This window comes from Arthrobacter sp. BL-252-APC-1A (assembly GCF_009696625.1).
Taxonomy (GTDB): Bacteria; Actinomycetota; Actinomycetes; order Actinomycetales; family Micrococcaceae; genus Arthrobacter_B.
This window is the reverse complement of sequence record NZ_VULS01000007.1, coordinates 35424-61588: the sequence shown is the minus strand read 5'-3', so window position 1 is coordinate 61588 and position 26165 is coordinate 35424. Positions and strand designations below refer to the sequence as shown.

The following is a 26165-nucleotide window of genomic DNA, read 5'->3' as shown; positions in this document are numbered from 1 at the left end:
CCAGTTTAGGCAAGCAGATATTGACAGTGGAGGTTTTGTGTGGGATCCAACAGACCGCGGTGGCACGGTCTACAGCGCCCGTGTCCGGGCTGGTTCACAGCCTAAGGGGAGGAAGACTCAGTGTGGGAGCAGCAGCTACGCGGTCTCGGCCCGGCCGTGGCGCCAGTAACCCATAAACGCGACCTGCTTCCGGTCAATTCCCGCCTCACGGACGAGGTAGCGGCGAAGGCCCCGGACCACGGCTGCTTCGCCGGCAATCCAGGCGTAGAACGGCAGGGCTCCGGCCGGGGTGTTGGGGCTGGGAGAGTTCTCCACGACTTCCGGCGCCAGCCGTGCCGGGGTCTCCCACAGGATGACTGAATCGATGTCCACGTCCTCCAGCTCCTGCCGGCGGGCGGGAACCGGCGCAGCTTCGATCCTCCCCACACTGGCGTAACCGGGCACGGCCACGGCGCTTCGTACTGCACTTTCAAGCGCTTCACCATGAGGGCGGCCGTTCCGCGGCAGCCAGGTGACGGCAACCTTGGACGGGGTGGAAAGGGGCTGGATGTCCGAGGCATCCGGGATCTCCAGCAGAGCGTGTCCGGTGAAGTCCGCCGGCAGATTCTCCAGAATGGAGGCGATGGCGGGCACGGCTGTCTCGTCCCCCGCGAGCAGGACGTGCTGGGCGAGTCCGGGCCGCCATTCAATGCCGCCGTAGGATTCCGCGGTGACGCAGTGCACCACGTTGGGGCCGATAACCGTGACACGGTCTCCGGGCTTGGCTTCGGCAGCCCAGGTGGAGGCTGGACCACCCACGCCGTCGGCGTCGAAGTGGAGCACGAAGTCGACGTCAATTTCCGGCTGCGGGAGTGAACAACGGGCGGCACGCACCGTGTAGGTGCGCATTGAGCCGCGTTCCTGCACGTCCATGGCGAGCCAGTTCCGGTACCAGCCGGCATCCTCGCAGTCGATCACGGGCAAGGGCGTCCGGGTGCCGTCGGCTGCCTGCGGCGGAATAACCACCTTGATGCGCAGGTCATCTGTGCTTCCCTGCACCCCGAAGTCGCGCAGGCACTCGCCGCCAAAGGTAATGCGCTGGAAGTTCGCGCTCAACCGCTGCACTGCACGGACTTCGACGTCGAAGGCCAGAACCGCGGCGTTGGCGCCCTGGCGCCGGGGAGCCGCAGCTGCAGCCTTGGTGGTGGTGCGGGTGCCGGTCATGAAGCTGCCTCCATAGGATTGCGGGTCTCAAGGCGGGAATCGTGCGGGTTGGGCAGGTAGCCCACGGCTGGGGGCTGCTTTGCGGGTGCAGCCGGCGGGCGGGTGTGATGCCGGCCCACCGGCACCACCATGGGCGTGCCCGAAACGGGATCGGGGATGACAGCGGCTTCCAGGCCGAACACGTCCTGGACCAGCTCTTCGGTGACAATCTCCTCAGGGGTGCCCTGCGCTGCGATCCGGCCTGCCTTCATGGCAATGAGATGGTCCCCGTAGCGGGCAGCGAGGTTAAGGTCATGCAGCACAATCACCACGGTGGTGCCTGCCCGCTTGTTGAGGTCCGTGATGAGGTCGAGGACCTCAACCTGGTGCGTGACGTCAAGGAAAGTAGTGGGCTCATCCAGCAACAGGATGTCTGTCTGCTGAGCCAGTGCCATGGCAATCCAGACCCGCTGGCGCTGCCCGCCGGAGAGCTCATCAATATCCCGTCCGGCCAGTTCAAGTGTGCCGGTGGCTTCAAGTGCAGCGGCTACGGCGGCTTCGTCTTCTGCGTTCCACTGACGGAACCAGCCCTGGTGCGGGTAGCGTCCGCGCCCCACCAGGTCCGCCACCGTAATGCCGTCAGGAGCGTTCGGGGTCTGCGGCAGCAGGCCCAGGATGCGTGCGACTTCGCGGCTCGGCATGGCGTTGATGTCCCGCCCGTTTAGCTCCACCGCTCCGGAGGCAGGCTTCAGCAGCCTGGCGAGGCCGCGCAGCAGCGTGGACTTGCCGCAGGCGTTTGCCCCGACGATCACGGTAATCTTGCCGGCCGGCAGTTCCAGGCTGAGCCCGTCGACTACCGTCCGGTCTGCGTAGGAGAGCACCAGGTCCCGCGCTTGAAGCTTATTCTGCATGCTTTAGCCTCCTTGGCCAACACGGTTGGAGCTGACGAGCAGCCACAGCAGGAAGGGCGCTCCCAGAGCGCCGGTAACCACGCCAACGGGCAGTGCGCCCGGGAGCAGGTTGCTTGCCGTGAAATCGGCGGCCAGCAGGATCACGGCACCGGTCAGTCCCGCTGCTGCCAGGGACGCACGGCCTCCGATCAGCCGCCGGGAGATTGGTCCCGCGAGGAACGCCACGAAAGCCACGGGCCCGGCTGCCGCGGTCGCAACGGCTGCGAGGGCCACGCCGGTGAACAGCAGTCCCGCACGGGTACCTTCGACCGGCAGGCCGAGCCCGGCAGCGAAATCGTCACCGAGTTCAAGGACCCGCAGGCGCCGTCCCAGCAGGACCGCGGCGGGAAGGAGCACCGCGAGGGCAACGGCCACAATGCCGGCGCGTTCCCAGGACGCAGAGTTCAGGGAGCCGGTCAGCCACACCAGCGATTCAGCCGCAGTGCGGACGTCTGTGCGGGTCAGCAGGAAGTTGACCAGGGCCTGGAGCACCGCGGCAAAGCCGATTCCGATGAGCACCAGCCGGGCTCCCGCCGCTCCGCCGCGTCGGCTGAGCAGATGAAGACAAACCGCAATCAGACTGGCCCCGATCAGGGCGGCCAGGGAGACGGAAGCACCCGCAGCGCCGAAGACCACCATGGCGGTAACCGCTGCAGCGCTGGCGCCGTAGCTGATCCCGATGATGTCCGGACTGGCCAGGGGGTTGCGGAGCATTGTCTGGAAGAGATGGCCGGAAACGCCGAAGGCGGCTCCGATAAGGACTGCGGTCACGGCGCGCGGCAGCTTGCTCTCCATCACGATGAAGGATGCTCCCGGGATCTTCTCGCCGGCCAGGATCCGCACAAAGTCCGGGATCGTCACGGTATAGCTGCCCAGCAGCACGCCGGCGAAGAACAGGACGACGACGGCGGCGGCCAGGGCGGCCAGCACTCGCCGGCGGCGGCGGCCGGTGCGGCGGCGGACGTCATGGACCATGGCTGCAGCGGAGCTGTTCCCGCGCAGCAGGGGTGCGGCGCTCACAGCTCGGCCAGCTTCCGCCGGCGGATGATCGCAATGAAGACGGGTGCGCCAATAACGGCGGTCATGATGCCCACAGGCACCTCGCCCGGTGGCAGGATAAGCCGGCCAACGACGTCGGAAACCAGCAGCAGGACCGGCGCCAGCACGGCTGAAATAACCAGGATCCACCGGTAGTCGGGGCCGGCCAGTCCGCGCACGAGGTGCGGGATGACGAGGCCCAGGAAGGCGATGGGACCGGCTGCGGCAGTGGCAGCGCCGCAGAGCAGCACTACCCCGACCGCCATGATGCCGCGTGAAAGCGCCACGTTCTGCCCAAGGCCGCGGGCGGCGTCGTCACCCAGGCTCAGGTTGTTCAGCGCCCGCCCGGACGCCAGCAGAATTACCGCGCCGACGGCGAGGAAAGGGATCAGCGGGACCAGCACGTCCCAGCCGCGGCCGGAGACGGTGCCGACCTGCCAGAAGCGGAATGTGTTCAGTGTCTGCTGGCTGGAGACAAGCACGGCAGAGAGCAGGCTGGTAAGCCCGGCAGTAAGCGCCGCTCCGGCCAGTGCCAGCTTCACAGGCGTAGCCCCTTCCCGCCCCAGGGAAGCAACGGCATAAACCAGGAGGGCTGCCAGTGCCGTACCGGCCAGCGCGAACCACACGTAGCCGGTGAAGGAGGTGACGCCAAAGACGTAGATGGCCGTCACGACCGCGAACGCGGCGCCGGCGTTGAGCCCCATGATGCCCGGATCGGCCAGCGGGTTGCGGGTCATACCCTGCAGTGCAGTTCCGGTCAGGCCGAGCGCTGCTCCGATGAGGAGGGCTGCGACCGTGCGGGGAAGCCGGCTCAGCACTACCGCGTGGTCGCCGTTGGCAGGATCAGCGCTGGTGAGGGCCTGCCACACGGTTTCAAGGGACAGGGGGCGTGCGCCCAGCGCAACGGATGCAAAGGCTGCGGCCAGGAGTACGGCCAGGGATAGACCGAGCAGGAGCGTGGGCTGAATCCGCCGGCGGTTCCCTGCAGGCAGCTGCGGGCCGGAAACAGGGGTGCTGACCATGGCTGTTGAGGACACGGCGGCACCTCCTGAAGCCAGCGGTATATGACTTAAGTAAGGCTAACCTACAGCCGGTCAGATTAAGAAACAGTTCTGTGCCGTATTACTCCCGCCGGGAGGCCAGTTGTGGCCCTTATGAAGGCTCAGAGGAGCCGTAACTGACCTCTCGCGTGGGAGTACGTGCGGCAGGGGTGCAAAAAGGCGGCTATTCGGCGCCGTGCCCCGGGGTAACTTCCTCGCCTGGGCGGACCGGGCCGGGAGCGGTTCCGTTTCCGAACGGACGTCCGCCGAGCGCTTCCCTGCCGTGATCGGTCAGCCAGACTGAGTTGTCCGGTCCCTTCGGGACAATTCCCGTGGGGTTAATGTCTTCATGGACGATGTAGTAGTGCTGCTTGATCTGCACGAAGTCCACGGTGTCGCCAAAGCCTGGGGTCTGGAACAGGTCCCGGGCGTAGCCCCAAAGGTTAGGCATTTCGGTGAGCTTGTTCCGGTTGCACTTGAAGTGGCCGTGGTAGACGGCATCGAACCGGACCAGGGTGGTGAACAGCCGGACGTCGGACTCGGTGATGGTGTCACCGATGAGGTAGCGCTGCTTCGAAAGCCGGTCTTCCAGCCAGTCCATGGCCGTCCAGAGCCGGTCATAAGCAGCGTCGTAGGCTTCCTGGGAACCGGCGAAACCGCAGCGGTAAACACCGTTGTTAATCTCGGTGAAGACGCGCTTGTTCACTTCGCGCATTTCATCCAGGTGTTCGGCCGGCCAGAGATCCGGTGCGCCCTCGCGGTGGAAGTCCACCCACTCGGTGCAGAAGTCCTCGGTGATCTGCGGGAAATTATTGGTCACCACGGCACCGGTGGGAATGTCCACTACCGCGGGGACCGTGATTCCACGGCTGTATCCGGGAGTCCGCCGGAAGAATGCTTCCTGCAGGCGTTCGATCCCGAGCACTGGATCCTTTCCGTCCGGATCGAGGTCGAAAGTCCAGCTGCGGGAGTCATGCGTGGGGCCGGGCGTGCCCAGGGAAATGGCGTCTTCGAGTCCCAGCAGGCGGCGCACAATGATGGTGCGGTTGGCCCAGGGGCAGGCCCGCGCAGCGATCAGGCGGTAGCGTCCAGCTTCCACCGGGTAGCCGTCCCGCCCGTCGCGGGTGATGCGGGTTTCGATGTAGTTCGTGTCGCGGGTGTATTCCTGCCCGCCGGACACATAGGACCCCTTGGTGCTGTAGTCCCCGCCGGATGCTGTCTCCGCCATGCTCGCTCCATCCCTCAGCCGCGTACCTGCTCTGCCCTCCACCCTATCGCCCTGCCCGCGGAGCAGGTTGCGCTGTAGAGTCGGGGACCAACAGCACTGCCGAACCGCGGGTTCTCAGAACGAAGGGACTTTCTTGATGCGCGTAGCCGTCCTCGGAGCCACCGGAAACGTCGGGACCGCCGTCCTGCGGCGACTGCAGGCCGCACGGGCTGAGCGCCCCGGCGGACTGGAGATAGTCGGCGTCGCACGCCGGGTCCCGGCGCAGGCGACCGGCCCCTATGAAGGGGTGCAGTGGCACAGCATCGATGTGGCAGCCCGGTCCGGGACCGAGGATCTCACTGAGGTGCTGCGCGGAGTGGATGCCGTGATCCACCTGGTGTGGGCCATCCAGCCGAACCGTGACGAAGCCGAACTTCACCGGATCAACGTCCGCGGCACGCAGAACATGCTGGCTGCGGCTGCTGAGGCCGGCGTCCGGCAGGTTGTGTGCGCCTCCTCGGTGGGTGCCTACTCCCCCGCCCCGAAGGACAGGCTGACGGACGAAAACTGGCCGGCCCGAGGCATCGCCACTTCCCACTACAGCCGGCACAAGGGCGAGCAGGAAGAGCTCCTCGACGATTTTGAGCGCCGCTACCCCGAAATCCGCGTGGCGCGCCTGCGCCCCGGACTGATCTTCCAGTCCGACGCCGGCAGCGAAATTGGGCGCTATTTCCTCGGTCCGCTCGTTCCCCGCTCCATCCTGAACAAGCTCAGCCTGCCGCTGATCCCGCTGCCGGCAGAATTCTCCTTCCAGGTGGTCCATGCGGACGACATTGCCGACGCGTACTGGCGTGTGGTGGACCAGCGGGCTGAGGGTGCCTTCAACATAGCGGCGGATCCGGTTGTGACACCTGAACTGCTCGCGGGCCTGCTCGGAGCACGCCGGATCCTGAACATTCCGGTCAAGGCAGTGCGCGCAGTCGTGGGCCTGACTTGGGCAGCGGGGCTTCAGGCTACCGACCCGGGGTGGATCGACATGGCTGCGGGGGCGCCGCTGATGGATACCACCAGGGCTCGCGAAGTGCTCGGCTGGGAACCGAAACGGTCTTCGCTGCGGGCTTTCCAGGACGTCCTGGACGGGCTCAGCGAACAGGCAGGCGTCCCCGCCTCTCCCCTGCTGGGACCCGGCCGGTAGCAGCACGGGCGGCCCGTCCGGGCGGCTGGCACCGCTGCATGCTGTCCGGGCGCATCTAGTAGCGTGGCCTCAATGGCCTCATCTTCCCTGCCCCCTGTGCCCCCGGCGCCCGCGCCAAAGCCGACGATTTTTTCAGGCCTTCTCCACGCATGCCGTGGAGGCCTCATCGGCCTGGTGGAGCTGGTCCCCGGCGTGTCCGGCGGTACCGTAGCGCTTGTCCTCGGTGTCTTTGACCGGCTGATCGCGTCAGCGAACCACTTCATCAGCGGCGCCGTGCACCTGCTTTTCCGACGGGACCGGGCCGGCGCCGCCCGCAAACTGGCCCCGGTCGAGTGGAACCTGATACTTCCGCTGGTCCTCGGCATGTTCCTCGCACTGGTGGTTCTGTCCAGGCCGCTGCATGCCTTTGTCGAGAACTACGAGGTCATTGCCAGTGCGCTGTTCTTCGGTATGGTGTCCGCGAGTCTGGTCGTCCCCATCAGCATGGCTCGGGCAGCAGGACCGACGACGCCGGCGGGCAGGTTTACCGGGCCGTTCCTGGTGCTGCTGACTGCCGCAGCGGCATTTATGCTGCTTGGAATTCCGGCGCTGCAGATTGAAGAACCGTCGTGGTGGATCCTGATCCTCAGCGGCGCCATAGCCGTGTGCGCACTTGCCCTGCCAGGTCTCTCCGGGTCGTTTCTCCTGCTGACCTTCGGCATGTATGAACCAACTCTCGCGGCAGTCAGCAACCGGGACCTTGGCTACCTGGCCCTCTTCGCCACCGGCGCGGTCCTGGGACTGGCCTCGTTTGTCCGGTTGCTGGGATACCTGCTCCGTGTCCGGCGGCGTGCTGTGCTGCTGGTAGCCACCGGACTTATCCTGGGTTCCCTTCGCGCACTGTGGCCCTGGCAGGAAAACAGTGCCCTGCTCGCTCCCGGCGATGCCTGGATGGGCCCGCTGGCCGCATGCCTGGCCGGTGCCGGAGTGGTCCTGATCCTCTGGTTCGGCCAAACACGCGCTGCGGCTGCCGCTTACAAGTCGTCGTCGTAATCCTTGCCCGCGTGCTGCTGGCGCAGCTCGCGGCCCTGCTGGACGTCCTTCTCTTCCTGTTCCGCCCGTTTGTCGCTCTGCCGGGTATCCCTCGGGGGCAGCTGGATCGAGTGCTCGGCCTGGATCCCAGCCTGCAGTTCCCGGCCGCGTTCCACCTCAGCATCAAACTCGGCACCGAAGAGCAGTGAAATGTTGGCCAGCCAGATCCACAGCAGCAGCACGATCACGCCGCCGATGGCTCCGTAGGTGGCGTTGTAGCTGCCGAAGTTGCCGACGTAGAACGCGAAGCCCAGTGTCGCAATGGCCAGGACAACCAGAGCGAGGAACGCCCCCATGCTCATCCAGCGGAACTTGGGCTGCTTCACGTTGGGGGTGGCGTAGTAAAGCAGTGCAATCAGAATGACTGCGAAAATCACCATGACCGGCCACTTGGCGATGTTCCAGACCAGCAGGGCCTGGCTGCCCAGCCCAATAAAGTTGCCAATCGATTCGGCGATCGGGCCGCTGACCACCAGCATGATCAGCAGGCTGGCCGCCAGCAGGATCATGATCAGGGTGACCAGCAGCTGCAGCGGGCGCAGCTTCCAGATGGGCCGGCCCTCTTCGACTTCGTAGATCCGGTTCATGGCCCGGCCGAAGGCTCCCACGTAACCGGAAGCGGACCACAGGGCACCGGCAAGACCAACAAACAGGGCAAGGCCTGCACCGCGGGAAGACGTGAGCTGCTCGATTGGGCCTTTCAGCACCTCCACCGCAGCAGCCGGAGCGAAGCCCTCCAGGTATTCGATCATCGCGTTCGTGGTGCTTTCAGCCTGGCCCACCAGGCCCAGGATGGAGACCATCGCCAGCAGCCCCGGGAACAGTGAAAGCACGGTGTAATACGTCAGTGCAGCGGCCAGGTCGGTGCACTGGTCCTTGGAGAACTCCCGCGCTGTCTTGCGGAAGATGTACATCCAGCTGGGCTTGGTGACTTCGCCCGGGCTGTCCGGTTTGGACGCCGTTCCGAGCGATGCTTCGCCCGCCTGGTCAGATTTGTCCTGCTGAGCCATGGGCCCTCCTGGCACTGGTCGAGTCCGGGTTACCCATCGTATTGCTAAGCAGGCTTATGTCCAAGCAGCCCCGCCGTTCTCACCAGGCCTTGTAGTAGTCCTCCAGCTGCGCTTCTTCGTCCGGAGTCAAAGCGCCGCCGTGGTCCATGTCCGGGGAGTCCTCAATGGCCTTCCGGGAATAGTTCACGTAGAGGTCGTCGTCATCCCGCCTCGAACCCGTCAGGGGCACAAAGTACTGGCGGTCCTCGAAAAGGCCAAGGGCCACCGTGACCCATGCGGGCTGTCCGGTGGCCCGGTCGAGGTGGACATTTCCTACCAGGCCGAGCCGTTCGCCGTCTTTTGCCCAAACATTCGAACCCTGCAGTTCATGGATCACGTACTGGTCAACCATTCGATTGGCTCCTTTTCAGTTCTCTGTCCGCACCGTCCGGGACCGGGCGCCTGCGCCGTGGGTATCATTCCAGCCTGCCTGACCCCCGGGTTGTCAACAGCTAGCGGTCCACGTTCTCATCCCGGTCCTCCCATGCGTCGTTCCCGGGACCGGCAAAAGCACGGTTGCGCTGCACCGCGTCGATGCTGCCGGTGAACAGCTGCGAGGTGCTGGTGTCCTCTGGATCGCCGCCTGCCGGGCGCCGCACCGTTTCACGGCTCCGGGGGCGGACTGCCGCATAGGACTCGCCCAGGCGCTCGAACCGCTGGCGCGGCAGCGCCTTGGGGTGGTTCTCCTGCAGGAAGGAGACCATGGACTCACGGACCAGGCAGCGCAGGTCGAAGAGGGTTCCCGAGTCCGGCGCGGAGACCAGGATGCGCACACGGATCAGCCCCTGGATTGCATCAGTCACCTGCAGGACACCTGTGCGCCCGTCCCAGAGATCGGTGTCAGCCAGGATTCGCTTCAGTTCCGTGCGCAGCTCTCCAACCGGGGTTTCCCAGTCCAGGTCCAGTTCAACGGTGCCCAGGATGGCGGACTGTTTGCGGGTCCAGTTCTCGAACGGCGTGGACGTGAAGTAGGTGGAGGGCAGGATCAACCGCCGGTCATCCCAGATGTGCACCACCACGTAGGTCATGGTGATTTCCTCGATGGTGCCCCACTGCCCCTCCACCACCACAACGTCGTCAACGCGGATCGCATCGGTGAACGCGAGCTGGAGGCCGGCGAAGACGTTGCCCAGCGTGCTCTGCACGGCAAGGCCGGCAACAATTGAAAGCAGGCCGGCGGAGGCAAGCAGGCCGGCGCCGAGCGCCCGGACTTCATCAATGGTCAGCAGGACGCACGCCACCGCGACGGTGATGACCAGGGCAACGGCAACCCGGCGGCCCAGGATTACCTGGGTTTTGAGACGGCGCAGCCGGCGGTTGTCTTTGGTGTCGGTGCTGTACTTGGTCAGGATGACCGCTTCAACGATCAGCAGGGCCACGACGGCGAGCCATCCGATCGCGGCAATCAGGCCAATGACCAGGATGTAGTCCACCGTCTCGTGCCAGGGCTCCCCGCGCACCGTAGCGCCGAGGGCGATGCGGGTCCCAATAAGGGCCAGCACCAGCCGTAAAGGGTTCCGTCCGAGGGCGGTCACATCGCGGACGTGCGGGACCTTTCGGAAGAGCCGGGTGGCAGAGCCCCGCACGATCCTGGCTGCGATGAGCGCGGCGGCCACGGCGATGGCCACCGCGATCAGCGGACGAAGCGGGTCTGTTGCGTCAAGGAACTCCTGCATGGTGCCGATAATGGCAAACCTCCCCGGGGGTGTGTCCAATTCTGTGATGTTCGTCGGCATCGTGGCCGGTTAACGGAGAAGTGCCCCTCCGGCAGGCCGGGAGGGGCACTTCTCAGGGGTCAGCAGGCTTACTTGACCTGCGCCGCGGCCTCGCCCAGCATGGGGACGAAGTTGTCCAGGGCGTAAGGAATGCTCAGCACGTTGGCTGCTGAAATCGACAGTGTCAGGGTGTTGTCCGAGTCGGCTACAAGCCCGCCGTTCTTGACGGCCGGGATCTGGCTCAGCAGCGGATCCGCAGTGATTGCGTCCTTGGCGGCGTCGTCCGCAACCCAGCTCACGAACAGGTCGGCTTCGAGTTCGTTCGCACGTTCCGGCGACCAGGTCAGGTAGAACGCGTCATCGGGTGCGTTCTCATCAACGATCGGCGCCTGGACCATTCCCAGTTCCTTCAGGAACTTCGGCCGGTTGTCGCCGGAGGTGTAGATGGAGATCTGGTCAGCTCCGGCAGTGGTGTCCAGGTTGCCGTAGATGAAGCTGGTCCCGGCAAGTTCGGGATACTCTGCAGCCTTGTCGGCGATGGCCTTTTCGGTATCCTCAACCAGCTGGGCTGCTTCGTCGCTCTTGCCCAGGGCCTCGCCAATCATCGTGGCGGAGTCCTGCCAGGAGGTGTAGTACGGCGTTTCCGGGTAGGCGACAACCGGCGCGATGGCGCTCAGCTTGTCGTATTCCTCTTCGGTAATACCGGAGTAGGCCGCCAGGATGACGTCCGGAGTTGTCGCCGCGATTTCATCGAAGTTGATGCCGTCGGTTTCGGCGTACTGCACGGGGGCGTTTTCCGAGCCGATGGGTGCACCCAGTTCTTCAAGGGCGTCGTCGATCCACGGCGTCGTACCGTTTTCGTTGCCGCCCCACTCATAAAGCGGCATACCAACGGGAACAACGCCGAGCGCGAGGGCCGTGTCCGTGTTCACCCAGGAAACGGTGGCAACGCGCTCGGGGGCGGACTCGATGGTGGTTTCGCCGAAGGCATGCTCGATGGTGACGGGGAATTGGTCGCTGGAGCCGGCTGCACTGGAGGTGCCCGCATCCGAGGACGATCCCGTGGAGCAGGCGGAGAGGGACAGCACGGCGACGGCGGCGACGGCCGCGAGGCTGCGCATGCGGGACAGGGCCATGTTTTGGGCTCCTTGATAGTGCAATGTGGACTGGGGCCGGAGGTTTTTACCGGCAAGGTAAGGCTAACCTATGGAAGCCCGAATTACGCAAAACTGATGTGCGCTAATCAGTTTTCGAGGGTCGTGCGCGGAGCAGACGGCGCAGATCGGCATCCGGGTTTGAAAGATCGGCAGCCTCCACGGGCTTGCCCAGCGTGATCAGCCGGCGGGCTGCACGCAGTGAATTACCGGCGTTGATGCCGGCAGCTCCGGCCAGGGTACCGTCCGGCTTCTGGCGGAAGACCATGTATCCCGGACCCGGGCTGCCGCGTTCCACGGTTGTTCCGGATGCCGACATATTGCCAACAGCTTCCGCGTGCATCCCGTAGCGGTCCGTCCAAAACCACGGCACGGCGTCCTCCGGCGGCTCTTCACCGAGAATGCCGGCCGCGGCAGCCTGTCCGGAGCGGACCGCCGCATCCCAGTGTTCGGTGCGCCGCTGAAGCCCTCCGTTGCTGCTCCGCCGGACGGCATCACCCGCTGCAAACACCCGGGGATGGCTGGTGCGCCCGGCGGCGTCAACCAGCACACCATCATCGACACCGAGGCCGGCCGCAGCAGCCAGCGTTGTGTCCGGGACCATTCCTACCGCTGCAAGCACTGTGTCCGCCGGCAGGGCAGACCCGTCTTCCATTAGGACAGACAGTGCACCGTTTGCGCGCACCACGTCGATGGGCAGTCCGGTTAGGGTTCGGACGCCCGCGGTTTCGTGCAGGGAGTGCAGGTAAGCAGCGAGTTCCGGGCCCACTGCGGGAACCAGCGGCACCGGGACAGGATCAATGAGCACGACGGCGGTGCCCAGCGAGGCAGCACTCGAGGCCACTTCGGCGCCAATGAGTCCGGCACCGATGATGACCAGCTGTTTATCCGGGCCGAGCCGCGAACGCAGCAGGTCCGCGTCTGAGCGGCTGCGAAGAGTGTGGAGCAGGTCGGAACCGGTAAACGGGAGAGTCCTGGCGACCCCGCCGGTGGCCAGCAGCAGCACATCGGCCCGCAGTTCGCCGCCGCCTGCCAGCGTCACGGACCCGTTGTCCGGGTCCAGCTTGACGGCAGTGCCGGCTATGACCTCCACTGCGTTGGACCCGTACCAGCCAGGTTCGGCGAGCGCCGGAAAAGCCAGCTCTCCGGTCAAATAGTCCTTGCTCAGCGGCGGCCGGTCATAGGGCATGCCGGCTGGATCCAGAAGCTGGATTGCGCCTTGGTATCCACGCCTTCGAAGTTCAGCCGCGGCGCTGAATCCTGCGGGTCCGGCACCGATAACAGCAACGGAGCGGGGCAGGGAGGCGCTGGGCATACCTAGGATCCTGCGGGGGCATCGCCCGGATAGAGGATGACGTCGCCGTCGACCACCTCAACGCGGTGTGCCACCGCGTTCACCGTGGCGGGCAGGCAAAGCGCCGCTCCGGTCTTCAGGCAGAAGCGCGCCGAGTGAACGGGGCACTCCACTTCCCCGTCTTCGATCCACCCTTCAGCCAGCGAGGCCTCTTCATGGGTGCATGTGTCATTCAGGGCGTAGAAGTTGCCGTCGTCGCTGTGGAATACCGCGATGTCATCAGCTGTCCCCGCGGTGGTGGAATCCACGGTGACTGCTTCGCCTTCGTCAATTTCATCTGCCGCAGCTACGCGGATGCCTTCACTCATGCTCCCCACGTTACCGCCCGCAGCAGACTGTCCCGGAAACCAGACTCCTAGGCACCCGCCGTCCCGGCTGTCCCGTACTGGCGGTTTCCCTCAAGTTCGGAAATGAGGGAAATCAGCTCCCTGCGCAGTGCCGGCCGCAGTTCAGCCGTAAGGCTCTGGTCTTCCAGGCGGATCGCCTGGTCCAGGGCTTCGCGGCCGTACTCGGAAATATGCACTGCGCGTTTGGGCGCTTCAGCTCCTTCACCCACTTCGTTGACCAGGCCCTGCGCCCGCATGCTTACCAGCGTGGTCCCCAGCGTCTGTGCTGTGACCCTCAGCCGGCGGGCAAGCTCCGCGCGCCGCATCGGACCAAAGTCCCGCAGTACCTTCAAAGCCGTGACCCGCTCCTGCGTCAGGCCCATCGCCCGCAGCCGGTTGTCCATTTCCCGGCGCAGCATCCTCGCTGCCGTGGAGAGCAGCCGGATGGCTTCCCAATCCCCCTCGTTCTGCATACCTTGGTTCCCCCTGAGATAGCTGTGGCTGGTGTTCCAATTCCTCAGTGTACTTACTATCCAAACCGCAGTTGGGGGGTGCCTGTCAAGCAGGGTCCGGCTTAGCGCCCGGCGAAGGATTCGAATTGCTCCAGTGAATCGGGCTCTCCGGACAGATCAATGCGGGCGGCTGAGCGCCGGCCCATGGCGTGGAGCGCCAGCTCCGTCACGTCTCCCCGAATGGTCACCGGACGGTCACCCCTCCGAACGCGTGCCTGTTCGCCGCTGGGCAGCTCCAGCAGGACACCGACCGGGCTGCGACGGTAACCCACACGGGCCATAAGGGGCAGGCGCCGCCGTATCTCAGCGAGCTCTCCCGGAGGAAGCTGCCGGGGTGCAGGCTCTCCGGCTCCGCGCCGGACGTCCTCATGATGGACAACGAACTCAAGCAGGTTGGCGGCGTCACCGCTGAAGCGCATGACGGAGAATCCGCGCCCGCCTGCGGCAAACCGGTCCACCAGGCGGCGGTATCCCTGTTCCGTCGCGGCCTCGGCCACCAGGGGGTTCAGGCTTGTTTCCTGGCCCGGCCGGTCCCGGCGGATTGCGTCTCCAGCCATCTTCCACGGCTGTTCCTCACGCACAATCAGGTGTGCGAGCAGCCGTGCCACAGTCCAGCCTGCACAAAGCGTGGGTGCCGACGGATCAGTGCCGTGCAGAGTCCGGACCATCGCCTGACGTTCAGTTTCCATCCATGCCATGCCCGGTACCTTACATGCTCGCAGCCCGGGCTCTGCCAGGGATGCCGGACGGGATTAGCTACTGTCCGGTACCTGTTCTTCAGCTACCCCTTTACCCGCCAGTAGGAACGCGTAGCATGGCTGGCACAGCCAGCGGAGGCTGCATGGGGAGCGGCCCTGACCTAGGGGAAAACACATGAGTTCCACTAATCTGCAGGATGCCCAAAACACCGGCGAAGACGATTCGGTCCGGCGGCTCCGGGAACGGAAAGTCAGTGAAAAAGATGCCCGAGAGGTCGCCGAGGCGTCCCGAATAACCGATGAACAGCGGCCCAGTTTCGCCAAGGGAATCTATCTTGGGGACTTCGATCTCTCACTGATCCGCCCTCATCCGGCGCCGGCACCCGAAGAGGTGGCCCGCTCCGAAAAGTTCCTGGCGGATTTGACCGCATACTGCTCGACCATGGATGGGCAGCTGATCGAGCGGACCGGGGTGATCCCCGACGAGTATCTGGCCGGCCTGGCCGAACTCGGAGTCTTTGGCATCAAGATTCCGCAGGAGTACGGCGGGCTCGGCCTGTCGCTGCTCTACTACGGCAGGGCACTGATGATTCTCGGGACGGTGCACCCCAGCCTGGGAGCCCTGGTTTCCGCCGACCTCTCGATCGGGGTGCCGGAACCGGTGAAGGTCTTCGGCACAGAGGAACAGCGCCGTGAGTACCTCCCCCGCTGCGCCGCCGGCGCCATCACTGCCTTCCTGCTTACGGAGCCCGACGTCGGTTCAGACCCCGCGCGTATGCGCACCACCGCTGTCCCTTCTGAAGACGGCAGCGAGTACGTGCTGGACGGGGTAAAGCTGTGGACCACCAACGGCGTGATTGCTGAGCTGGTGGTGGTGATGGCAGCGGTTCCGCCGCACGACGGACGAAAAGGCGGGATCAGCGCCTTCATCGTTGAAATGGACTCACCCGGGATCAGCGTGGAGAACCGTAACAACTTCATGGGCCTGCGCGGCATTGAAAACGGTGTCACCCGCCTGCAGGGCGTCCGGGTTCCGGCTGCGAACCGGGTGGGCCGCGAGGGCCAGGGACTGAAAATTGCCCTGACCACGCTGAACACGGGACGGCTGTCCATTCCCGCAATGTGCGCAGCCGGCGCAAAGTGGTCCCTGAAGATTGCCCGCGGCTGGTCCGGAGCACGGGAGCAGTGGGGACGTCCGATCGGCCGCCATGAAGCTGTGGGCAAGAAGCTCGCCTTTATTGCCGCTACGGCTTTCGCGCTTGAATCAGTCTTCGAGCTGTCTGCGGAAATGGCAGACGCCGGCACCAAGGACATCCGCATCGAGGCGGCGCTGGCGAAGCTGTGGGCCAGCGAAATGGCCTACAACATTGCCGATGAACTTGTCCAGGTCCGGGGCGGCCGCGGCTTTGAGACAGCGGCTTCCCTGGCTGCCCGCGGGGAACGTGCCGTCGCTGCCGAACAGCAGCTGCGGGACCTGCGCATCAACCGGGTCTTTGAGGGGTCCACAGAGATCATGCACCTGCTGATTGCCCGCGAGGCAGTGGATGCGCATCTGAAGGCAGCTGGAGACCTGGCCGTGGCTGACGCTCCGATGGCCAGCAAGGTGAGGGCCGGCGCGAAGGCGAGCGGCTTCTACGGCAAGTGGCTCCCAACTCTCGCTTTCGGCCAGGGCAACGTCCCGACGTCGTACGCCGAGTTTGGTCCGCTGGCCATGCACCTGCGCTACGCGGAGCGTGCCTCCCGGAAATTGGCACGCTCAACCTTCTACGGGATGGCCCGCTGGCAGGCCGGACTGGAACAGCACCAGGCCTTCCTGGGCAGAATCGTGGATATTGGCGCCGAGCTCTTTGCCATGTCGGCATCCTGCATGAAGGCCGAGACTATCCGGCGGAGGGATCCGGCGGAGGGCGCATCAGCCTACGAACTGGCCAACGCCTTCTGCGCCCAGTCGAAGGTCCGGGTGGATGCACTGTTCACCGAGCTGTGGAACAACTCCGATGCGGTAGACCACAAGGTGTCGAAGAAGGTCCTGGACGGCCGGTACACCTGGCTCGAGGACGGCGTCCTGGACCAGTCCGAGGGCACGGGGCCGTGGATTTCCTCAACGGCCACCGATGGCAAGCCGAAGGAGAACCTGCACCGCAAGTACCGCTGACGGGCTCGGTCGCCTGCCCGGGATTTGTCTGGCAGGAACGTGTCTTGCCTGCGTTGCAGACCCCGAGAGGACTCAGGCGGAGCCGTTCGGAAGAACCACGCCCCAGTGCTGTTTGAACGCTGCAGCTCCGTCTTCTGTAATAGTGAGGCCCCTGCCCCTCGCAGCAGGCCTGACCCAGGCTTTGCGAAGTGCATGACCAGCGAGCAGCGCTCCCAGACGGCCGGCAAGGTGTGGCCGCCGCTCAGTCCAGTCGGGACAGGAACGGCACAGCGGGCGCCTGCCCGCTGTGCCGTCAGGGGGAAGGATCCCCAACGATGCCAGAGCGTCCAGACCGACTTCAGTCGCCTGAAGGCCTCCGTCCGTGCTGGACAGCCAGAGCATGGCCGCCATGGAGTCAGTCAGCGCGACTCCCAGGCTCCCTGCCAGATGGTCATAATAGAGCCGGGCGTGTGAGAGCCGGCGTGCTTCGCTGCTCTGCCGAAAAGAAACTACGGGCGTCTCAGGGCATAGTGTGCCCAGGTGTTCCAGCACCTGGGCAACCGCCGGGTCCTTGACGCGGTAGAACCGCTGGCGGCCCCTCGGTGTAGCCGTAACCAGCCCGGCCTCGACCAGGACGCCCAAATGCTCACTCGCCGTCGAAGCACTGATCCGGGCTGCTGCCGCGAGCTCGGAAGCAGGCCTGCTGCTCCCGTCCATCAGCAGATTCAGTATCGTTGACCGCGCCGCGGCGGAAAGCGCATGTCCCAGCGCTGTGAAGTCCCTGCCCACGGGACCACTGTACGTCCGGCATTCTTCGGCGCCTACCGAACGGTTGCGGCAGTACGGTGCATCCCTGACACAGCACACCTACAGTTCACTGGTTGTTTGGAACGGAACGACTGCCGGAGGCTACCGTTCCTACCGGCGAGATCACACTGCCTCTGCCTGTCCAGCTTTGCAAGAACTCTGCCTCAGCGCCGACCCTGCCTTCAGAGGCAATCCGGAATTGCTCAATCCGGAGCAACTGCTGACCGTGGCTGCGAGTTCATGCCTGCTTCTGTCCTTCCTGGCGCTGGCCAGCCGGACAGGGCTTGACATCCACTCCTACCAAGACAGGTCAGCCGCTGTCCTGGACACCAGCACGGAACCGGTCCGGGTCACGGAAATAGTCCTGTCACCGACCATCCACGTCACGTCAGGAACAGATGCCTCGCAAGTCAAAGCCGTCCTTGAATCCGCGCACCTTGGCTGTTACATAGCCAACACACTCAATTGTCCGGTGCGGTTGGAGCCAACGGTGGTCGAACCATGAAAGGGCCCCGCGACATTGCGGTCATTCTGCCGAACCGGCCCGGAGCGCTGTCCGAATTCGGCCAGGTGCTCGGACACGCGGGTGTGAGCCTTGAGGGTGGTGGTGTTTTCACCCACCACGACGAAGGAATAGCTCATTTTCTGGTCAACGACGCCGCTGCGGCCCTCGAAGCACTAACGTCGGCCGGCATCGGACCGGTGACCGTTAGCCCCGTGGTAACCGTGAAGCTGGACCAGGGAACACCGGGAGAGCTCGGAGCCTTGGCGAAGCGGCTCGGAGATGGCATGGTCAACATCCTCATTCAATACAGCGACCACGCCAACCGGCTCGTCCTGGTACCGGAGCCCGGCCACTACGGCACTGTGCACCGACTTGCCCGGGAATGGATGTCGGAACAGCCCAATGAAGCGGACAGCCCGCCCAGGGTCAGCCCTGGGGCGGGCCTCTCACCGAATTAGTCCGCTCAGCGGCTGGAAGCCCTGGGAGCTCCGATGCCTGGATCGATCTGGAACGGCCCCGTTGCCGACGGCCGTACATCGAAGTCGAAGATCGACGTTGGAATGTAAACCGTTGAGCAGGAATTCGGAATATCCACCACCCCGGAGAGCCTGCCCTCAATTGGCGCGGCGCCGAGGAGCAGGTAGGCCTGCTCCGGGCTGTACCCGAACTTGGTCAGGTAGTCGATGGCGTGCAGGCATGCCCGCTGGTAGGAGAGGTGGGAGTCAAGGTAGCGCTGTTCGCCGTCGAGCGTCACTGACGTTCCGGAGAAGGCGATCCACTCGCTGAACTGCGGGTCCACGTTTCCTGGCATGAAGATGGCGTTCTCATGCACGCCGTACGTATCCATTCCGCCCTTGATGATGTCCACCCGAAGGTCGATGAAACCGCCCATCTCGATGGCACCGCAGAACGTGATTTCGCCGTCGCCCTGGGAAAAGTGCAGGTCACCTACGGAAAGGTTCGCGCCGTCCACGAAGACCGGGTAGAAGATCCGTGAGCCCTTTGACAGGTTCTTGATGTCCTGGTTGCCGCCGTTCTCCCGGGGTGGCGCAGTGCGGGCCGCTTCTCCGCCCACGCGCGCCCACTCTTCGCGCGGGAGTCCGCCGAGCACTGCATGTTCGGCTTCCGGTGGAAGCGCCAGCGGCGGCACCCGGTGCGGATCGGTGGCGATGAGGTCACCTTCACGCTTGTTCCATTTCGCCAGCAATGCCGCCGACGGCGCGGTGCCCATTAAGCCGGGATGAATGAGACCGGTGAAGGAAACGCCCGGGACGTGGCGCGACGTCGCTGTCTGGCCGTTGATGTCCCAGATTGCTTTGTAGGCGTCCGGGAACTGGTCCGTGAGGAAGCCGCCGCCGTTCTCCTTCGCGAAGATCCCGGTGTACCCCCACCCCTGTCCCGCCAGCGGACCGGAGTCTTCCTGCGGAATCGGCCCCACGTCCAGGATGTCCACCACCAGCAGGTCTCCGGGCTTCGCCCCATCAACGGCGAAGGGGCCACTGAGTTTGTGCACTGTCAGGAGCGGGGCGTAGAGGATGTCTTCGGCGGAATCGTCGTTGACAATGGCACCGTCGAACCATTCACGGCAGTCAACGCGAAAGGATTCTCCGGGTTTTACGGTTGCTACCGGAGGAATTTCGGGATGCCATCGATTGTGGCCAAGCTTTTCCTGGTCTTCGAATTTCCTGGCTGAATCGAGTGGAAACAGGTTTTTTGGCACCATTCCTCCTTGGGGAAACTGGATCACGCTTTTTAGTCGGGGCGGGGAAGTTTCTGGTGGAGCGGATTCCGGGTGATTCCCGTGCCGGCGGACCTGCGCCCCGTACCGGGCGAGGATACGACGGCAGGTTCGGACGCAGTGCGCGCCGTACTTTCGATGAGCCTGTAGGCGCTGGAGGAGGACCGGGACAGGTTGGGCGCCGTGAACCGCCGCCGCGCCGGAGCCCCGCATCCGGGGCAGGGCACTGCCTCCCGGACCTGACCCATGGGCGCCTGGATTTCGAAGTCAGCGCAGTCCTTGCACCGGTAGGCGTAAAGCGGCATTAGTCACCTTTCCGGGACTCGGTTTCCTGACCTGCAAACCCACAATCTGGGATATTCGACAGACCAGAAAAGGTGTACCAAACGGCACCAAAGGTGGCATCCAGAACCGTTGGGCCGCGATTGTTCAATACCCTAATGAAAGTTCTCGATAAAGGTCAATGGTTTTTTCCCTGCACGGCCAACTTGCGGGGAACTGCCTTGACACCCGCACGCCTCCAGCGCAGACTCGGGCCGTCCGGCCAGGATGGAAATCGAAGGGACGCCCATGAGCACCTACCCGGCACCCGCAGCGGCCGGTCCGCACCGCCTTGCCGGAAGGACCGCCGTCATCACTGCCGCCAGCCGCGGCATTGGACTGGCAACCGCGCACCGTTTCGTAGCTGAGGGGGCGCGGGTACTGATCACGGGCCGGGATCAGGCGGCGCTGCAGGAGGCCGCCGCGGGTTTTCCGGAGGGCACGGTTGTTGCCGTGTCCGGCAACGCCGCGGACCCTCTGCACCAGCGTTCGGTGCTTGACGCGGCAGCTGAGACGTTCGGTGCGCTGGACGTCCTGGTGAACTGCGCAGGCACCAACCCCGTTTATGGTCCGCTGCTGGACCTGGATCGGGATGCCGCACGCAAGATCCTCGAGACGAATGTGCTCACCGCCCTTGCCTGGGTGCAGGCTGCCTGCAGGCATCCCGGTGCGGGTTTCCTCCGGGGCGGGGCATCAGTGATCAACATGTCTTCCGTCAGCGCACGCACCGCGACGCCGCGTGGGTCACCGGGCAGGTGCTGACGCTCGACGGCGGGCTGCTGGCCGGTGGGTAGCCGAACCCGTTCGGCTCCGGCTAGGGGACGACGACGGCCCGGCCCAGCAGCTGGTTGTTCTTCAGCTTCTCGTAGGCAGCCGGTGCGTCATCGAGTGAAAAGACTTCGGTGTGCACGTTGATGTGCCCGCCCCGGGCAAGGTCGAAGACCTCGAACAGCTCGGTGCGCGATCCCCAGTAGGGCGAGCGCACTGACACATCCCACGCCGCACCCGACACCAGCCCCATCTTCAGGGTGCCTGCTCCGGCACCAAGCAGCACATGGTCGCCCTGGTGGCGAACCATTGCCTGGCCCAGGTCAAGGGTGGCCTGGTTGGCTACGAAGTCGAAGACGGCGTCGACGCCCAGGCCGTTGGTGAGGTCGCTGATCATGGTCGCGGCGCCGGCCTCGGACGGGAAGGTGTACTGGGCACCGACGTCACTGGCCAGGTTCAGCTTTGCCTCGTCAATGTCCAGGGCCACGACCGTGGCGCTGGTGAGCGCACGCAGGATCTGGATGGCCACGTGTCCCAGGCCTCCCACCCCAATGACGACGGCGGTGGCACCGGAGTGCAGCTTCTCCAGGGAGCCCTTGATGCCGTGATACGGCGTCAGGCCGGCATCTGTCAGGGAAACGTTCTTCACCGGGTCCAGATCCCCAAGAGGGAGCAGATGCCGGGCACTGTCAACAATCATGTATTCCGCCATGGAACCGGGTGCCCCCAACCCGGGAGGGGCAATGCCGAACTTGGCCGCGTTCCGGCAGTAGTTTTCCCGTCCGGAGGAGCACTCGTAGCAGAGCCCGCAGCCCCACGGACCGTAGACGGCCATCGACTGGCCTTCTTCGATGTACTTCACGCCTTCGCCGATTTTGTCCACAATGCCGGCGCCTTCGTGGCCCAGCGTCAGCGGCAGTCCGTAGACGTACTCGCCTTCGGGCAGGGACATGATGTATTCATCCGAATGGCAGACGCCCGCGGCAGTAACCTTGAGCCGCACCTGTCCCGGTCCGGGCTCCGGGGTATCGATTTCGACGACTTCCGGGGCTGCACCAATGCTGCGGTATTGAAGGGCCTTCATGGCATGCTCCTGTCTCCGCACCGGCAGATCCCGCCCGCACGGGTGGATGGATTTGCCTCTTAATCCTTGCATTGATCAGCTCAATACACAGCCCCGCAGGCCGAGTACCGGGCTGCGGGGCTGTGGACTGGAGCAGGTATGCCGGGAAACGCGCTCAGCCGAAGAGCGCCGCCGCCTTCGTCAGGGTCTGGAAGACACCGTAGGCCAGTGGGATTCCCACCAGCAGCCAGCTGAAAGTCAGTTTCACGTTGCTCATCGGGTACCTTCCTCAAGGGCTGAATCGAGGTCCTTCTCTGCTGTTGCGTCCGCTGCTTCAGCCGTTCGCCCCGGTGCCGGTGTCTTGGCCGGTTCGTGGTGCTTCTCAGCCACGGGCTTGATCAGCAGGTTGGCAATGAACCCGACGATCAGCAGGCCAACCATGGTCAGCAGTGCAGGCTGGTATGCCTGTGCAGTCAGCTCCCCGGGGGTGCCCTGTGCGTCCAGGAATGAATTGACGATCAGCGGGCCGGCGATGCCCGCAGCGGACCATGCCGTGAGCAGGCGGCCGTGGATGGCACCGACCTGGAACGTTCCGAAGAGGTCTCGCAGATACGCCGGAACCGTGGCGAATCCTCCTCCGTAGAAGGAGAGGATGATGAACGCCAGGAGCACGTAGAGGATGGTCGACGATGATCCGAACAGGGCCAGCAGCACGTAGCACGCAGCTCCGGCACCGAGGTAGATCATGTAGATCCGTTTGCGGCCGATCACGTCGGAGGTCGCTGACCAGACGAACCGGCCTCCCATGTTGCCGATCGAAAGCAGCCCCACGAAGCCCCCGGCGACTGCGGCAGTGACCAGGGAGGCGCCGTCGGGCTCGCGGAAGAAGTCCTGGATCATGGGCGCTGCCTGTTCCAGGATGCCGATGCCGGCCGCCACGTTGCAGAAGAGCACAATCCAGACAAGCCAGAACTGGCGGGTCTTGATGGCGTTCGACGCCGAGACGTTGGCTGTGGTCACCAGCGGCTTTTTGGCCACCGTGGCGGGATCGAAACCCTTGGGCTTCCAGTCGTCTGCGGGGACACGGATGGTCCATGCCCCGTAGAGCATATAGATCAGGTAAACGATGCCGAGGGTCACAAAGAGCTTTCCGACGGCATCGCCGCTGGCAACCCAGCCGTCGGTTCCGGAATCCGGGTCGTAAAAGGCCAGGAGAGCAGAGGACAGCGGACTTGCGATCAGTGCACCGCCGCCAAATCCCATGATTGCCATGCCGGTGGCAAGGCCTGGACGGTCGGGGAACCATTTGATCAGGGTGGAGACCGGAGAGATGTAGCCGATGCCCAGGCCAATACCGCCAAGGAACCCATAGCCGATGTAGACCAGCCAGAGCTGCCCGGTGAAGATGCCCAGGGCCCCGACCATAAACCCGCCGGACCAGAACAGCGCCGACACGAACATGGCTTTGCGCGGCCCGTTCCGGTCCACCCAGGTTCCCATCACTGCTGCCGAGAGACCGAGCATCACGATCGCGACGGAGAAAATGACGCCAATCTGGGTGAGGCTTGCGTCGAAGTACTGGACCAGCGCCGTTTTGTAGACGCTCGTGGCGTAGGCCTGGCCGATGCAGAGGTGCACTGCCAAAGCGGCTGGAGGTATAAGCCAGCGGTTGAATCCGGGTGGTGCAATGATGCGTTCTCGGTCCAGCCAGCTCATTTAAGACTCCTGTGTCTCCCAGCGGTTTTGGCCGGCCGGTGCCGCCAGCGCGGCACCGGCCCGTGCGCCCAGCCTCGTCGATTACCGGGCCTCACGGGGTGCCGACACGCCGTGAACAGCTGGGTCACATGTCTGGACCAGCCGCAACCTACCGGCGGGTAACTAATTTTGAAAAACCCTTGCTTTGTTACCGCTCAGTAAGTTAGATGTAACCGACATCACATTCCTACTGCTCAGTAACCCCGATTCATTACACGGTATGACACCCGGAAATGCTGCGCAGCGCACCACGAAGGCGGAGCCCACAGGCGTACTCCCGCAGTCCACGCGGTCCACGGGACCGCAGTTGAATCAGAAAAGGGATATTCAATGACGAGTTCCACGACCGGCCGGTCCACTACCCGGCCGCTCAGCATTCTGACCGGCCTGTTGGCCTTGTTCCTGGTCTTGCTGCTGGCCTTCTTTGTTCTCTTCACAAGCCAGGTGGCCAGCGGTGCCACGCAGCTTTCCGAAGGTGCCCAGCGGGCATCCGCCGGAGCGGGCGACCTGAAGGAAGGCGCTGCAGCCGCAAAGGAAGGCGCAGACAAGGTCGCTGCGGGCACTGAAAAGGTTGACGACGGCGCACAGACTCTCGCAGAAGGCATCGGCACGGCCAAGACCGGAGCCAAGTCGCTGAACGAGGGCGCAGTCACCCTGAACGACGGCGCTGTGCAGCTGCAGACCGGTGCCTACTCCGCTGCAGAGGGTGCGGCCAAGATCGCCAACGGTGCTGTCAGCGCCAATGCAGGTGCCGGACGCCTCGCCGATGGCGGAGCCAAGCTCTCCGAAGGAGCCGGCCGGATTGCCGCCGGCGGTGCCGAGCTTCAGGCTGGTGCCGAGCGTGCCAATACAGGTGCCGGAGCGCTGCGCGAAGGAAGCGGCGTCCTCAAGGCCGGTGCTGAGAATGCCCGCCAGGGAGCCAGGACTGTCAGCGCGGGTGCCGGCGACCTCGCGGCAGGAGCTGCTGCTGCCAACGACGGCGCCTCGCAGCTGCTGGCCGGAGCCAGCCAGTTGAAGGCCGGCACCGGGCAGGCTGTGGCCGGAACTGCCGACCTCGCTGCAGGGGCCAAGCGCGTCCAGGACGGCGCAGCTGCCCTGAGCCAGGGAACGAACAACGCCGTTGCAGGCTCGGAAGAGATCGTGGCCGGTGCCCAGAACCTCTCCGGCGGAATCAAAGCCCTGGTCGACGGCGGCCCGGCCCTCCGGGACGGCGCCTTGACGCTTTCCGCCGCTGCACCTGCAGTGAACGTGGGCGCTGGAATATTCGCTGCCAAGGCCGATGCACTGGCGGCTGGAGCCGATCCGGTCAAGCAGGGAGCACAGGGCCTGGTTGCCGGGCTGACGGGACTGCGAGACGCTGCTCCCGGGCTGACCACCGAACAGCTGCAGGCTGAACTCAACAAGCTCATTGACGGCGCCGCTGCCACAAGCGGCGGTGTAAACGCCCTGGCGGACAACGCGGCAGCGTTCAGCGACTCCTACAACACCCAGCTCCGGGACAACCTCAACGCGGTTGCCGCGGGCGGACTGGAAGCTTCCGCGGGCGCCACCAAGCTCAGTGGAGGTGCGGCCGCAGTACGGGAAGGCGCAGGGAAGGTTGCCGCCGGCACACAGAACCTGCACAACGGTCTGCTGCAGCTCAAGGCCGGGTTCGACGGGCAGGGCACAGCCGAGGAACCCGGTCTGGTCCGGGGCTCCCAGGGAGTTTACAACGGCACCCTCGCTTTGGGTGACGGTTCCAAGCAGCTCAACGCCGGAGCCACCGCGCTGGTCGACGGCCTGACCACGCTCCGGACGGGAACCACCGCACTGCAGGCCGGGGCGGGCAAACTCTCCGCCGGGGCAAACCAGCTCGCCGACGGCAACGGTGCACTGGCCGAAGGTGCCGGCGCGCTGCAAGCCGGAGCGGGCCAGCTCGCCGACGGAACTCCTGTTCTTGCCGCCGGTGCCGGACAGCTGGCCGAGGGCGGCGCCGAACTGCAGACCGGTGCAGACACCCTCGCCGCCGGCGCAGGCACTCTCTCGACCGGCCTCGGAACCCTCGAGACCGGAGCGGGAACGCTTTACGCCGGCAACACCAAGCTGGCTGACGGCGCCACCAAGCTCGCTGACGGCACGGGACGCCTGCTCTCCGGCTCCGATTCCCTGAATGAAGGCATGGCCAAGCTCGACGACGGTGCCAAGACGCTCAAGGAAGGCACCACCACGCTGAAGACCGGCGCAGTCGATCTGGCCGAGGGCAACGGCAAACTGGCCGACGGTACCGCAACACTGGCTGACGGCAACGGGGAGATCTCCACCGGCGCCGACACGATGATGGAGCGTACTTCCGCCATGACCCCGGGTGAGCTCCTCCGCTCCCCAGCCATCCTGGCGATCCTGATCCCGGTGGCTCTGCTGCTTATCCCGCTGGCCCTGCTGCTTGCAGGCCGCAGCCGCCGCTCGCAGCACTAGGAGCGGCGCGCCGATAAGCGCACCACCGACGACGGAAAGGCCGGACACCAACCCTTTGGGGAAGGTGCCCGGCCTTTCTTATGCCTGGCAGGCGGTCTTGGTACGCCGCGTAGCCCGGAACTAAAGTTC

26 protein-coding genes are annotated in these 26165 nt (G+C 64.9%); 7 read left to right on the top strand and 19 right to left on the bottom strand.

The genetic code is table 11. From position 1 onward, the window contains the following. Positions 1-135: 135 nt before the first annotated feature. The 5 genes from FYJ28_RS11650 to FYJ28_RS11630 form a co-directional block, all read right to left on the bottom strand. A complete protein-coding gene (locus FYJ28_RS11650; protein WP_055239032.1) occupies positions 136-1203 on the bottom strand; it encodes a siderophore-interacting protein in 1068 nt (355 codons plus the stop codon). Then, entirely contained in the window at positions 1200-2093 is an 894-nt protein-coding gene (locus FYJ28_RS11645; RefSeq protein ID WP_055239031.1) for an ABC transporter ATP-binding protein, read from the bottom strand. The genes FYJ28_RS11650 and FYJ28_RS11645 overlap by 4 nt, the downstream gene beginning before the upstream one ends. 3 nt (positions 2094-2096) lie before the next feature. Next, complete coding sequence (locus tag FYJ28_RS11640; RefSeq protein ID WP_055239705.1) at positions 2097-3107, bottom strand: FecCD family ABC transporter permease; 1011 nt, start codon at positions 3105-3107, stop codon at positions 2097-2099. A gap of 41 nt (positions 3108-3148) precedes the next feature. After that, entirely contained in the window at positions 3149-4207 is a 1059-nt protein-coding gene (locus FYJ28_RS11635) for a FecCD family ABC transporter permease (RefSeq protein WP_326831679.1), read from the bottom strand. A gap of 187 nt (positions 4208-4394) precedes the next feature. Further along, positions 4395-5438 carry a glutathione S-transferase family protein gene (locus FYJ28_RS11630; protein WP_154579401.1) on the bottom strand — a complete coding sequence of 348 codons (1044 nt, stop codon included), beginning with the start codon at positions 5436-5438 and terminating at the stop codon, positions 4395-4397. Positions 5439-5574: 136 nt separating this feature from the next. Between FYJ28_RS11630 and FYJ28_RS11625 the strand changes: the two genes are divergently transcribed. After that, positions 5575-6612 carry an NAD-dependent epimerase/dehydratase family protein gene (locus FYJ28_RS11625; RefSeq protein WP_154579400.1) on the top strand — a complete coding sequence of 346 codons (1038 nt, stop codon included), beginning with the start codon at positions 5575-5577 and terminating at the stop codon, positions 6610-6612. 72 nt (positions 6613-6684) lie between these two features. Then, positions 6685-7644 (top strand): DUF368 domain-containing protein, encoded by a 960-nt coding sequence (locus FYJ28_RS11620; RefSeq protein ID WP_154579399.1) that lies wholly within the window; start codon positions 6685-6687, stop codon positions 7642-7644. Here the strand turns inward: FYJ28_RS11620 and FYJ28_RS11615 are convergent. From FYJ28_RS11615 to FYJ28_RS11580, 8 genes are all read right to left on the bottom strand, one after another. Next, positions 7626-8693: a YihY/virulence factor BrkB family protein gene (locus tag FYJ28_RS11615; RefSeq protein WP_055239026.1), complete on the bottom strand. Its 1068-nt coding sequence runs from the start codon at positions 8691-8693 to the stop codon at positions 7626-7628. The genes FYJ28_RS11620 and FYJ28_RS11615 overlap by 19 nt on opposite strands. Before the next feature lie 79 nt (positions 8694-8772). Then, positions 8773-9084: a PRC-barrel domain-containing protein gene (locus FYJ28_RS11610; protein ID WP_154579398.1), complete on the bottom strand. Its 312-nt coding sequence runs from the start codon at positions 9082-9084 to the stop codon at positions 8773-8775. A gap of 100 nt (positions 9085-9184) precedes the next feature. Then, on the bottom strand, positions 9185-10447 hold the full coding sequence (locus FYJ28_RS11605) for a mechanosensitive ion channel family protein (RefSeq protein ID WP_229780422.1): 1263 nt from the start codon (positions 10445-10447) through the stop codon (positions 9185-9187). Between the two features lie 89 nt (positions 10448-10536). Continuing rightward, entirely contained in the window at positions 10537-11583 is a 1047-nt protein-coding gene (locus FYJ28_RS11600; protein ID WP_055239024.1) for an iron-siderophore ABC transporter substrate-binding protein, read from the bottom strand. A 103-nt stretch (positions 11584-11686) separates the two neighbouring features. Next, positions 11687-12916, bottom strand: a complete 1230-nt coding sequence (locus FYJ28_RS11595; RefSeq protein WP_154579397.1) for an NAD(P)/FAD-dependent oxidoreductase — start codon at positions 12914-12916, stop codon at positions 11687-11689. Between the two features lie 2 nt (positions 12917-12918). Beyond that, positions 12919-13263: a bifunctional 3-phenylpropionate/cinnamic acid dioxygenase ferredoxin subunit gene (locus FYJ28_RS11590; RefSeq protein WP_055239022.1), complete on the bottom strand. Its 345-nt coding sequence runs from the start codon at positions 13261-13263 to the stop codon at positions 12919-12921. A 47-nt stretch (positions 13264-13310) separates the two neighbouring features. Then, a complete protein-coding gene (locus FYJ28_RS11585) occupies positions 13311-13754 on the bottom strand; it encodes a MarR family transcriptional regulator (RefSeq protein WP_055239021.1) in 444 nt (147 codons plus the stop codon). 101 nt (positions 13755-13855) lie between these two features. Next, a complete protein-coding gene (locus tag FYJ28_RS11580) occupies positions 13856-14491 on the bottom strand; it encodes a TIGR03085 family metal-binding protein (protein WP_055239020.1) in 636 nt (211 codons plus the stop codon). Between the two features lie 175 nt (positions 14492-14666). Between FYJ28_RS11580 and FYJ28_RS11575 the strand changes: the two genes are divergently transcribed. Beyond that, entirely contained in the window at positions 14667-16646 is a 1980-nt protein-coding gene (locus FYJ28_RS11575; protein ID WP_154579396.1) for an acyl-CoA dehydrogenase family protein, read from the top strand. Positions 16647-16718: 72 nt separating this feature from the next. Here the strand turns inward: FYJ28_RS11575 and FYJ28_RS11570 are convergent, their stop codons facing one another. Continuing rightward, a complete protein-coding gene (locus tag FYJ28_RS11570; protein WP_326831678.1) occupies positions 16719-17414 on the bottom strand; it encodes an ArsR/SmtB family transcription factor in 696 nt (231 codons plus the stop codon). Here FYJ28_RS11570 and FYJ28_RS17710 point away from each other — a divergent pair. Next, positions 17398-17937 carry an OsmC family protein gene (locus FYJ28_RS17710; RefSeq protein ID WP_442778586.1) on the top strand — a complete coding sequence of 180 codons (540 nt, stop codon included), beginning with the start codon at positions 17398-17400 and terminating at the stop codon, positions 17935-17937. The genes FYJ28_RS11570 and FYJ28_RS17710 overlap by 17 nt on opposite strands. Beyond that, positions 17934-18395 (top strand): hypothetical protein, encoded by a 462-nt coding sequence (locus tag FYJ28_RS11560; protein WP_154579395.1) that lies wholly within the window; start codon positions 17934-17936, stop codon positions 18393-18395. The genes FYJ28_RS17710 and FYJ28_RS11560 overlap by 4 nt, the downstream gene beginning before the upstream one ends. A gap of 5 nt (positions 18396-18400) precedes the next feature. On the opposite strand, the gene fmdA is transcribed toward FYJ28_RS11560, so the two are convergent. Next, positions 18401-19657 carry a formamidase gene (gene fmdA / locus FYJ28_RS11555; RefSeq protein ID WP_326831677.1) on the bottom strand — a complete coding sequence of 419 codons (1257 nt, stop codon included), beginning with the start codon at positions 19655-19657 and terminating at the stop codon, positions 18401-18403. 32 nt (positions 19658-19689) lie between these two features. Further along, a complete protein-coding gene (locus FYJ28_RS11550; RefSeq protein WP_154579393.1) occupies positions 19690-19980 on the bottom strand; it encodes an FmdB family zinc ribbon protein in 291 nt (96 codons plus the stop codon). Between the two features lie 265 nt (positions 19981-20245). On the opposite strand from FYJ28_RS11550, the gene FYJ28_RS11545 reads away from it, so the two are divergent. Continuing rightward, positions 20246-20758 (top strand): SDR family NAD(P)-dependent oxidoreductase, encoded by a 513-nt coding sequence (locus FYJ28_RS11545; RefSeq protein WP_154579392.1) that lies wholly within the window; start codon positions 20246-20248, stop codon positions 20756-20758. Between the two features lie 52 nt (positions 20759-20810). On the opposite strand, the gene FYJ28_RS11540 is transcribed toward FYJ28_RS11545, so the two are convergent. The 3 genes from FYJ28_RS11540 to FYJ28_RS11535 form a co-directional block, all read right to left on the bottom strand. Beyond that, positions 20811-21848: an NAD(P)-dependent alcohol dehydrogenase gene (locus FYJ28_RS11540; protein ID WP_154579391.1), complete on the bottom strand. Its 1038-nt coding sequence runs from the start codon at positions 21846-21848 to the stop codon at positions 20811-20813. Between the two features lie 154 nt (positions 21849-22002). After that, the gene (locus tag FYJ28_RS17705; protein ID WP_195840660.1) at positions 22003-22104 is read right to left on the bottom strand and encodes an MFS transporter small subunit; all 102 of its coding nucleotides are present in this window, start codon (positions 22102-22104) and stop codon (positions 22003-22005) included. Then, positions 22101-23543, bottom strand: coding sequence for an OFA family MFS transporter (locus tag FYJ28_RS11535; RefSeq protein ID WP_154579390.1), 1443 nt, complete (start codon positions 23541-23543; stop codon positions 22101-22103). Before FYJ28_RS11535 ends, FYJ28_RS17705 begins: the two co-directional genes overlap by 4 nt. Before the next feature lie 369 nt (positions 23544-23912). Between FYJ28_RS11535 and FYJ28_RS11530 the strand changes: the two genes are divergently transcribed. Further along, positions 23913-26036, top strand: coding sequence for a hypothetical protein (locus FYJ28_RS11530; protein ID WP_154579389.1), 2124 nt, complete (start codon positions 23913-23915; stop codon positions 26034-26036). The last annotated feature ends 129 nt before the right edge of the window (positions 26037-26165 follow it).

Bases quoted from the DNA above. Each gene is read 5' to 3' on its own strand.
- FYJ28_RS11650 (WP_055239032.1), bottom strand. From the start codon at position 1,203: ATGACCGGCACCCGCACCACCACCAAGGCTGCAGCTGCGGCTCCCCGG.
- FYJ28_RS11645 (WP_055239031.1), bottom strand. From the start codon at position 2,093: ATGCAGAATAAGCTTCAAGCGCGGGACCTGGTGCTCTCCTACGCAGAC.
- FYJ28_RS11640 (WP_055239705.1), bottom strand. From the start codon at position 3,107: ATGGTCCATGACGTCCGCCGCCGCACCGGCCGCCGCCGCCGGCGAGTG.
- FYJ28_RS11630 (WP_154579401.1), bottom strand. From the start codon at position 5,438: ATGGCGGAGACAGCATCCGGCGGGGACTACAGCACCAAGGGGTCCTAT.
- FYJ28_RS11625 (WP_154579400.1), top strand. From the start codon at position 5,575: ATGCGCGTAGCCGTCCTCGGAGCCACCGGAAACGTCGGGACCGCCGTC.
- FYJ28_RS11620 (WP_154579399.1), top strand. From the start codon at position 6,685: ATGGCCTCATCTTCCCTGCCCCCTGTGCCCCCGGCGCCCGCGCCAAAG.
- FYJ28_RS11615 (WP_055239026.1), bottom strand. From the start codon at position 8,693: ATGGCTCAGCAGGACAAATCTGACCAGGCGGGCGAAGCATCGCTCGGA.
- FYJ28_RS11610 (WP_154579398.1), bottom strand. From the start codon at position 9,084: ATGGTTGACCAGTACGTGATCCATGAACTGCAGGGTTCGAATGTTTGG.
- FYJ28_RS11600 (WP_055239024.1), bottom strand. From the start codon at position 11,583: ATGGCCCTGTCCCGCATGCGCAGCCTCGCGGCCGTCGCCGCCGTCGCC.
- FYJ28_RS11595 (WP_154579397.1), bottom strand. From the start codon at position 12,916: ATGCCCAGCGCCTCCCTGCCCCGCTCCGTTGCTGTTATCGGTGCCGGA.
- FYJ28_RS11590 (WP_055239022.1), bottom strand. From the start codon at position 13,263: ATGAGTGAAGGCATCCGCGTAGCTGCGGCAGATGAAATTGACGAAGGC.
- FYJ28_RS11585 (WP_055239021.1), bottom strand. From the start codon at position 13,754: ATGCAGAACGAGGGGGATTGGGAAGCCATCCGGCTGCTCTCCACGGCA.
- FYJ28_RS11580 (WP_055239020.1), bottom strand. From the start codon at position 14,491: ATGGCATGGATGGAAACTGAACGTCAGGCGATGGTCCGGACTCTGCAC.
- FYJ28_RS11575 (WP_154579396.1), top strand. From the start codon at position 14,667: ATGAGTTCCACTAATCTGCAGGATGCCCAAAACACCGGCGAAGACGAT.
- FYJ28_RS11560 (WP_154579395.1), top strand. From the start codon at position 17,934: ATGAAAGGGCCCCGCGACATTGCGGTCATTCTGCCGAACCGGCCCGGA.
- FYJ28_RS11550 (WP_154579393.1), bottom strand. From the start codon at position 19,980: ATGCCGCTTTACGCCTACCGGTGCAAGGACTGCGCTGACTTCGAAATC.
- FYJ28_RS11545 (WP_154579392.1), top strand. From the start codon at position 20,246: ATGAGCACCTACCCGGCACCCGCAGCGGCCGGTCCGCACCGCCTTGCC.
- FYJ28_RS11540 (WP_154579391.1), bottom strand. From the start codon at position 21,848: ATGAAGGCCCTTCAATACCGCAGCATTGGTGCAGCCCCGGAAGTCGTC.
- FYJ28_RS17705 (WP_195840660.1), bottom strand. From the start codon at position 22,104: ATGAGCAACGTGAAACTGACTTTCAGCTGGCTGCTGGTGGGAATCCCA.
- FYJ28_RS11535 (WP_154579390.1), bottom strand. From the start codon at position 23,543: ATGAGCTGGCTGGACCGAGAACGCATCATTGCACCACCCGGATTCAAC.
- FYJ28_RS11530 (WP_154579389.1), top strand. From the start codon at position 23,913: ATGACGAGTTCCACGACCGGCCGGTCCACTACCCGGCCGCTCAGCATT.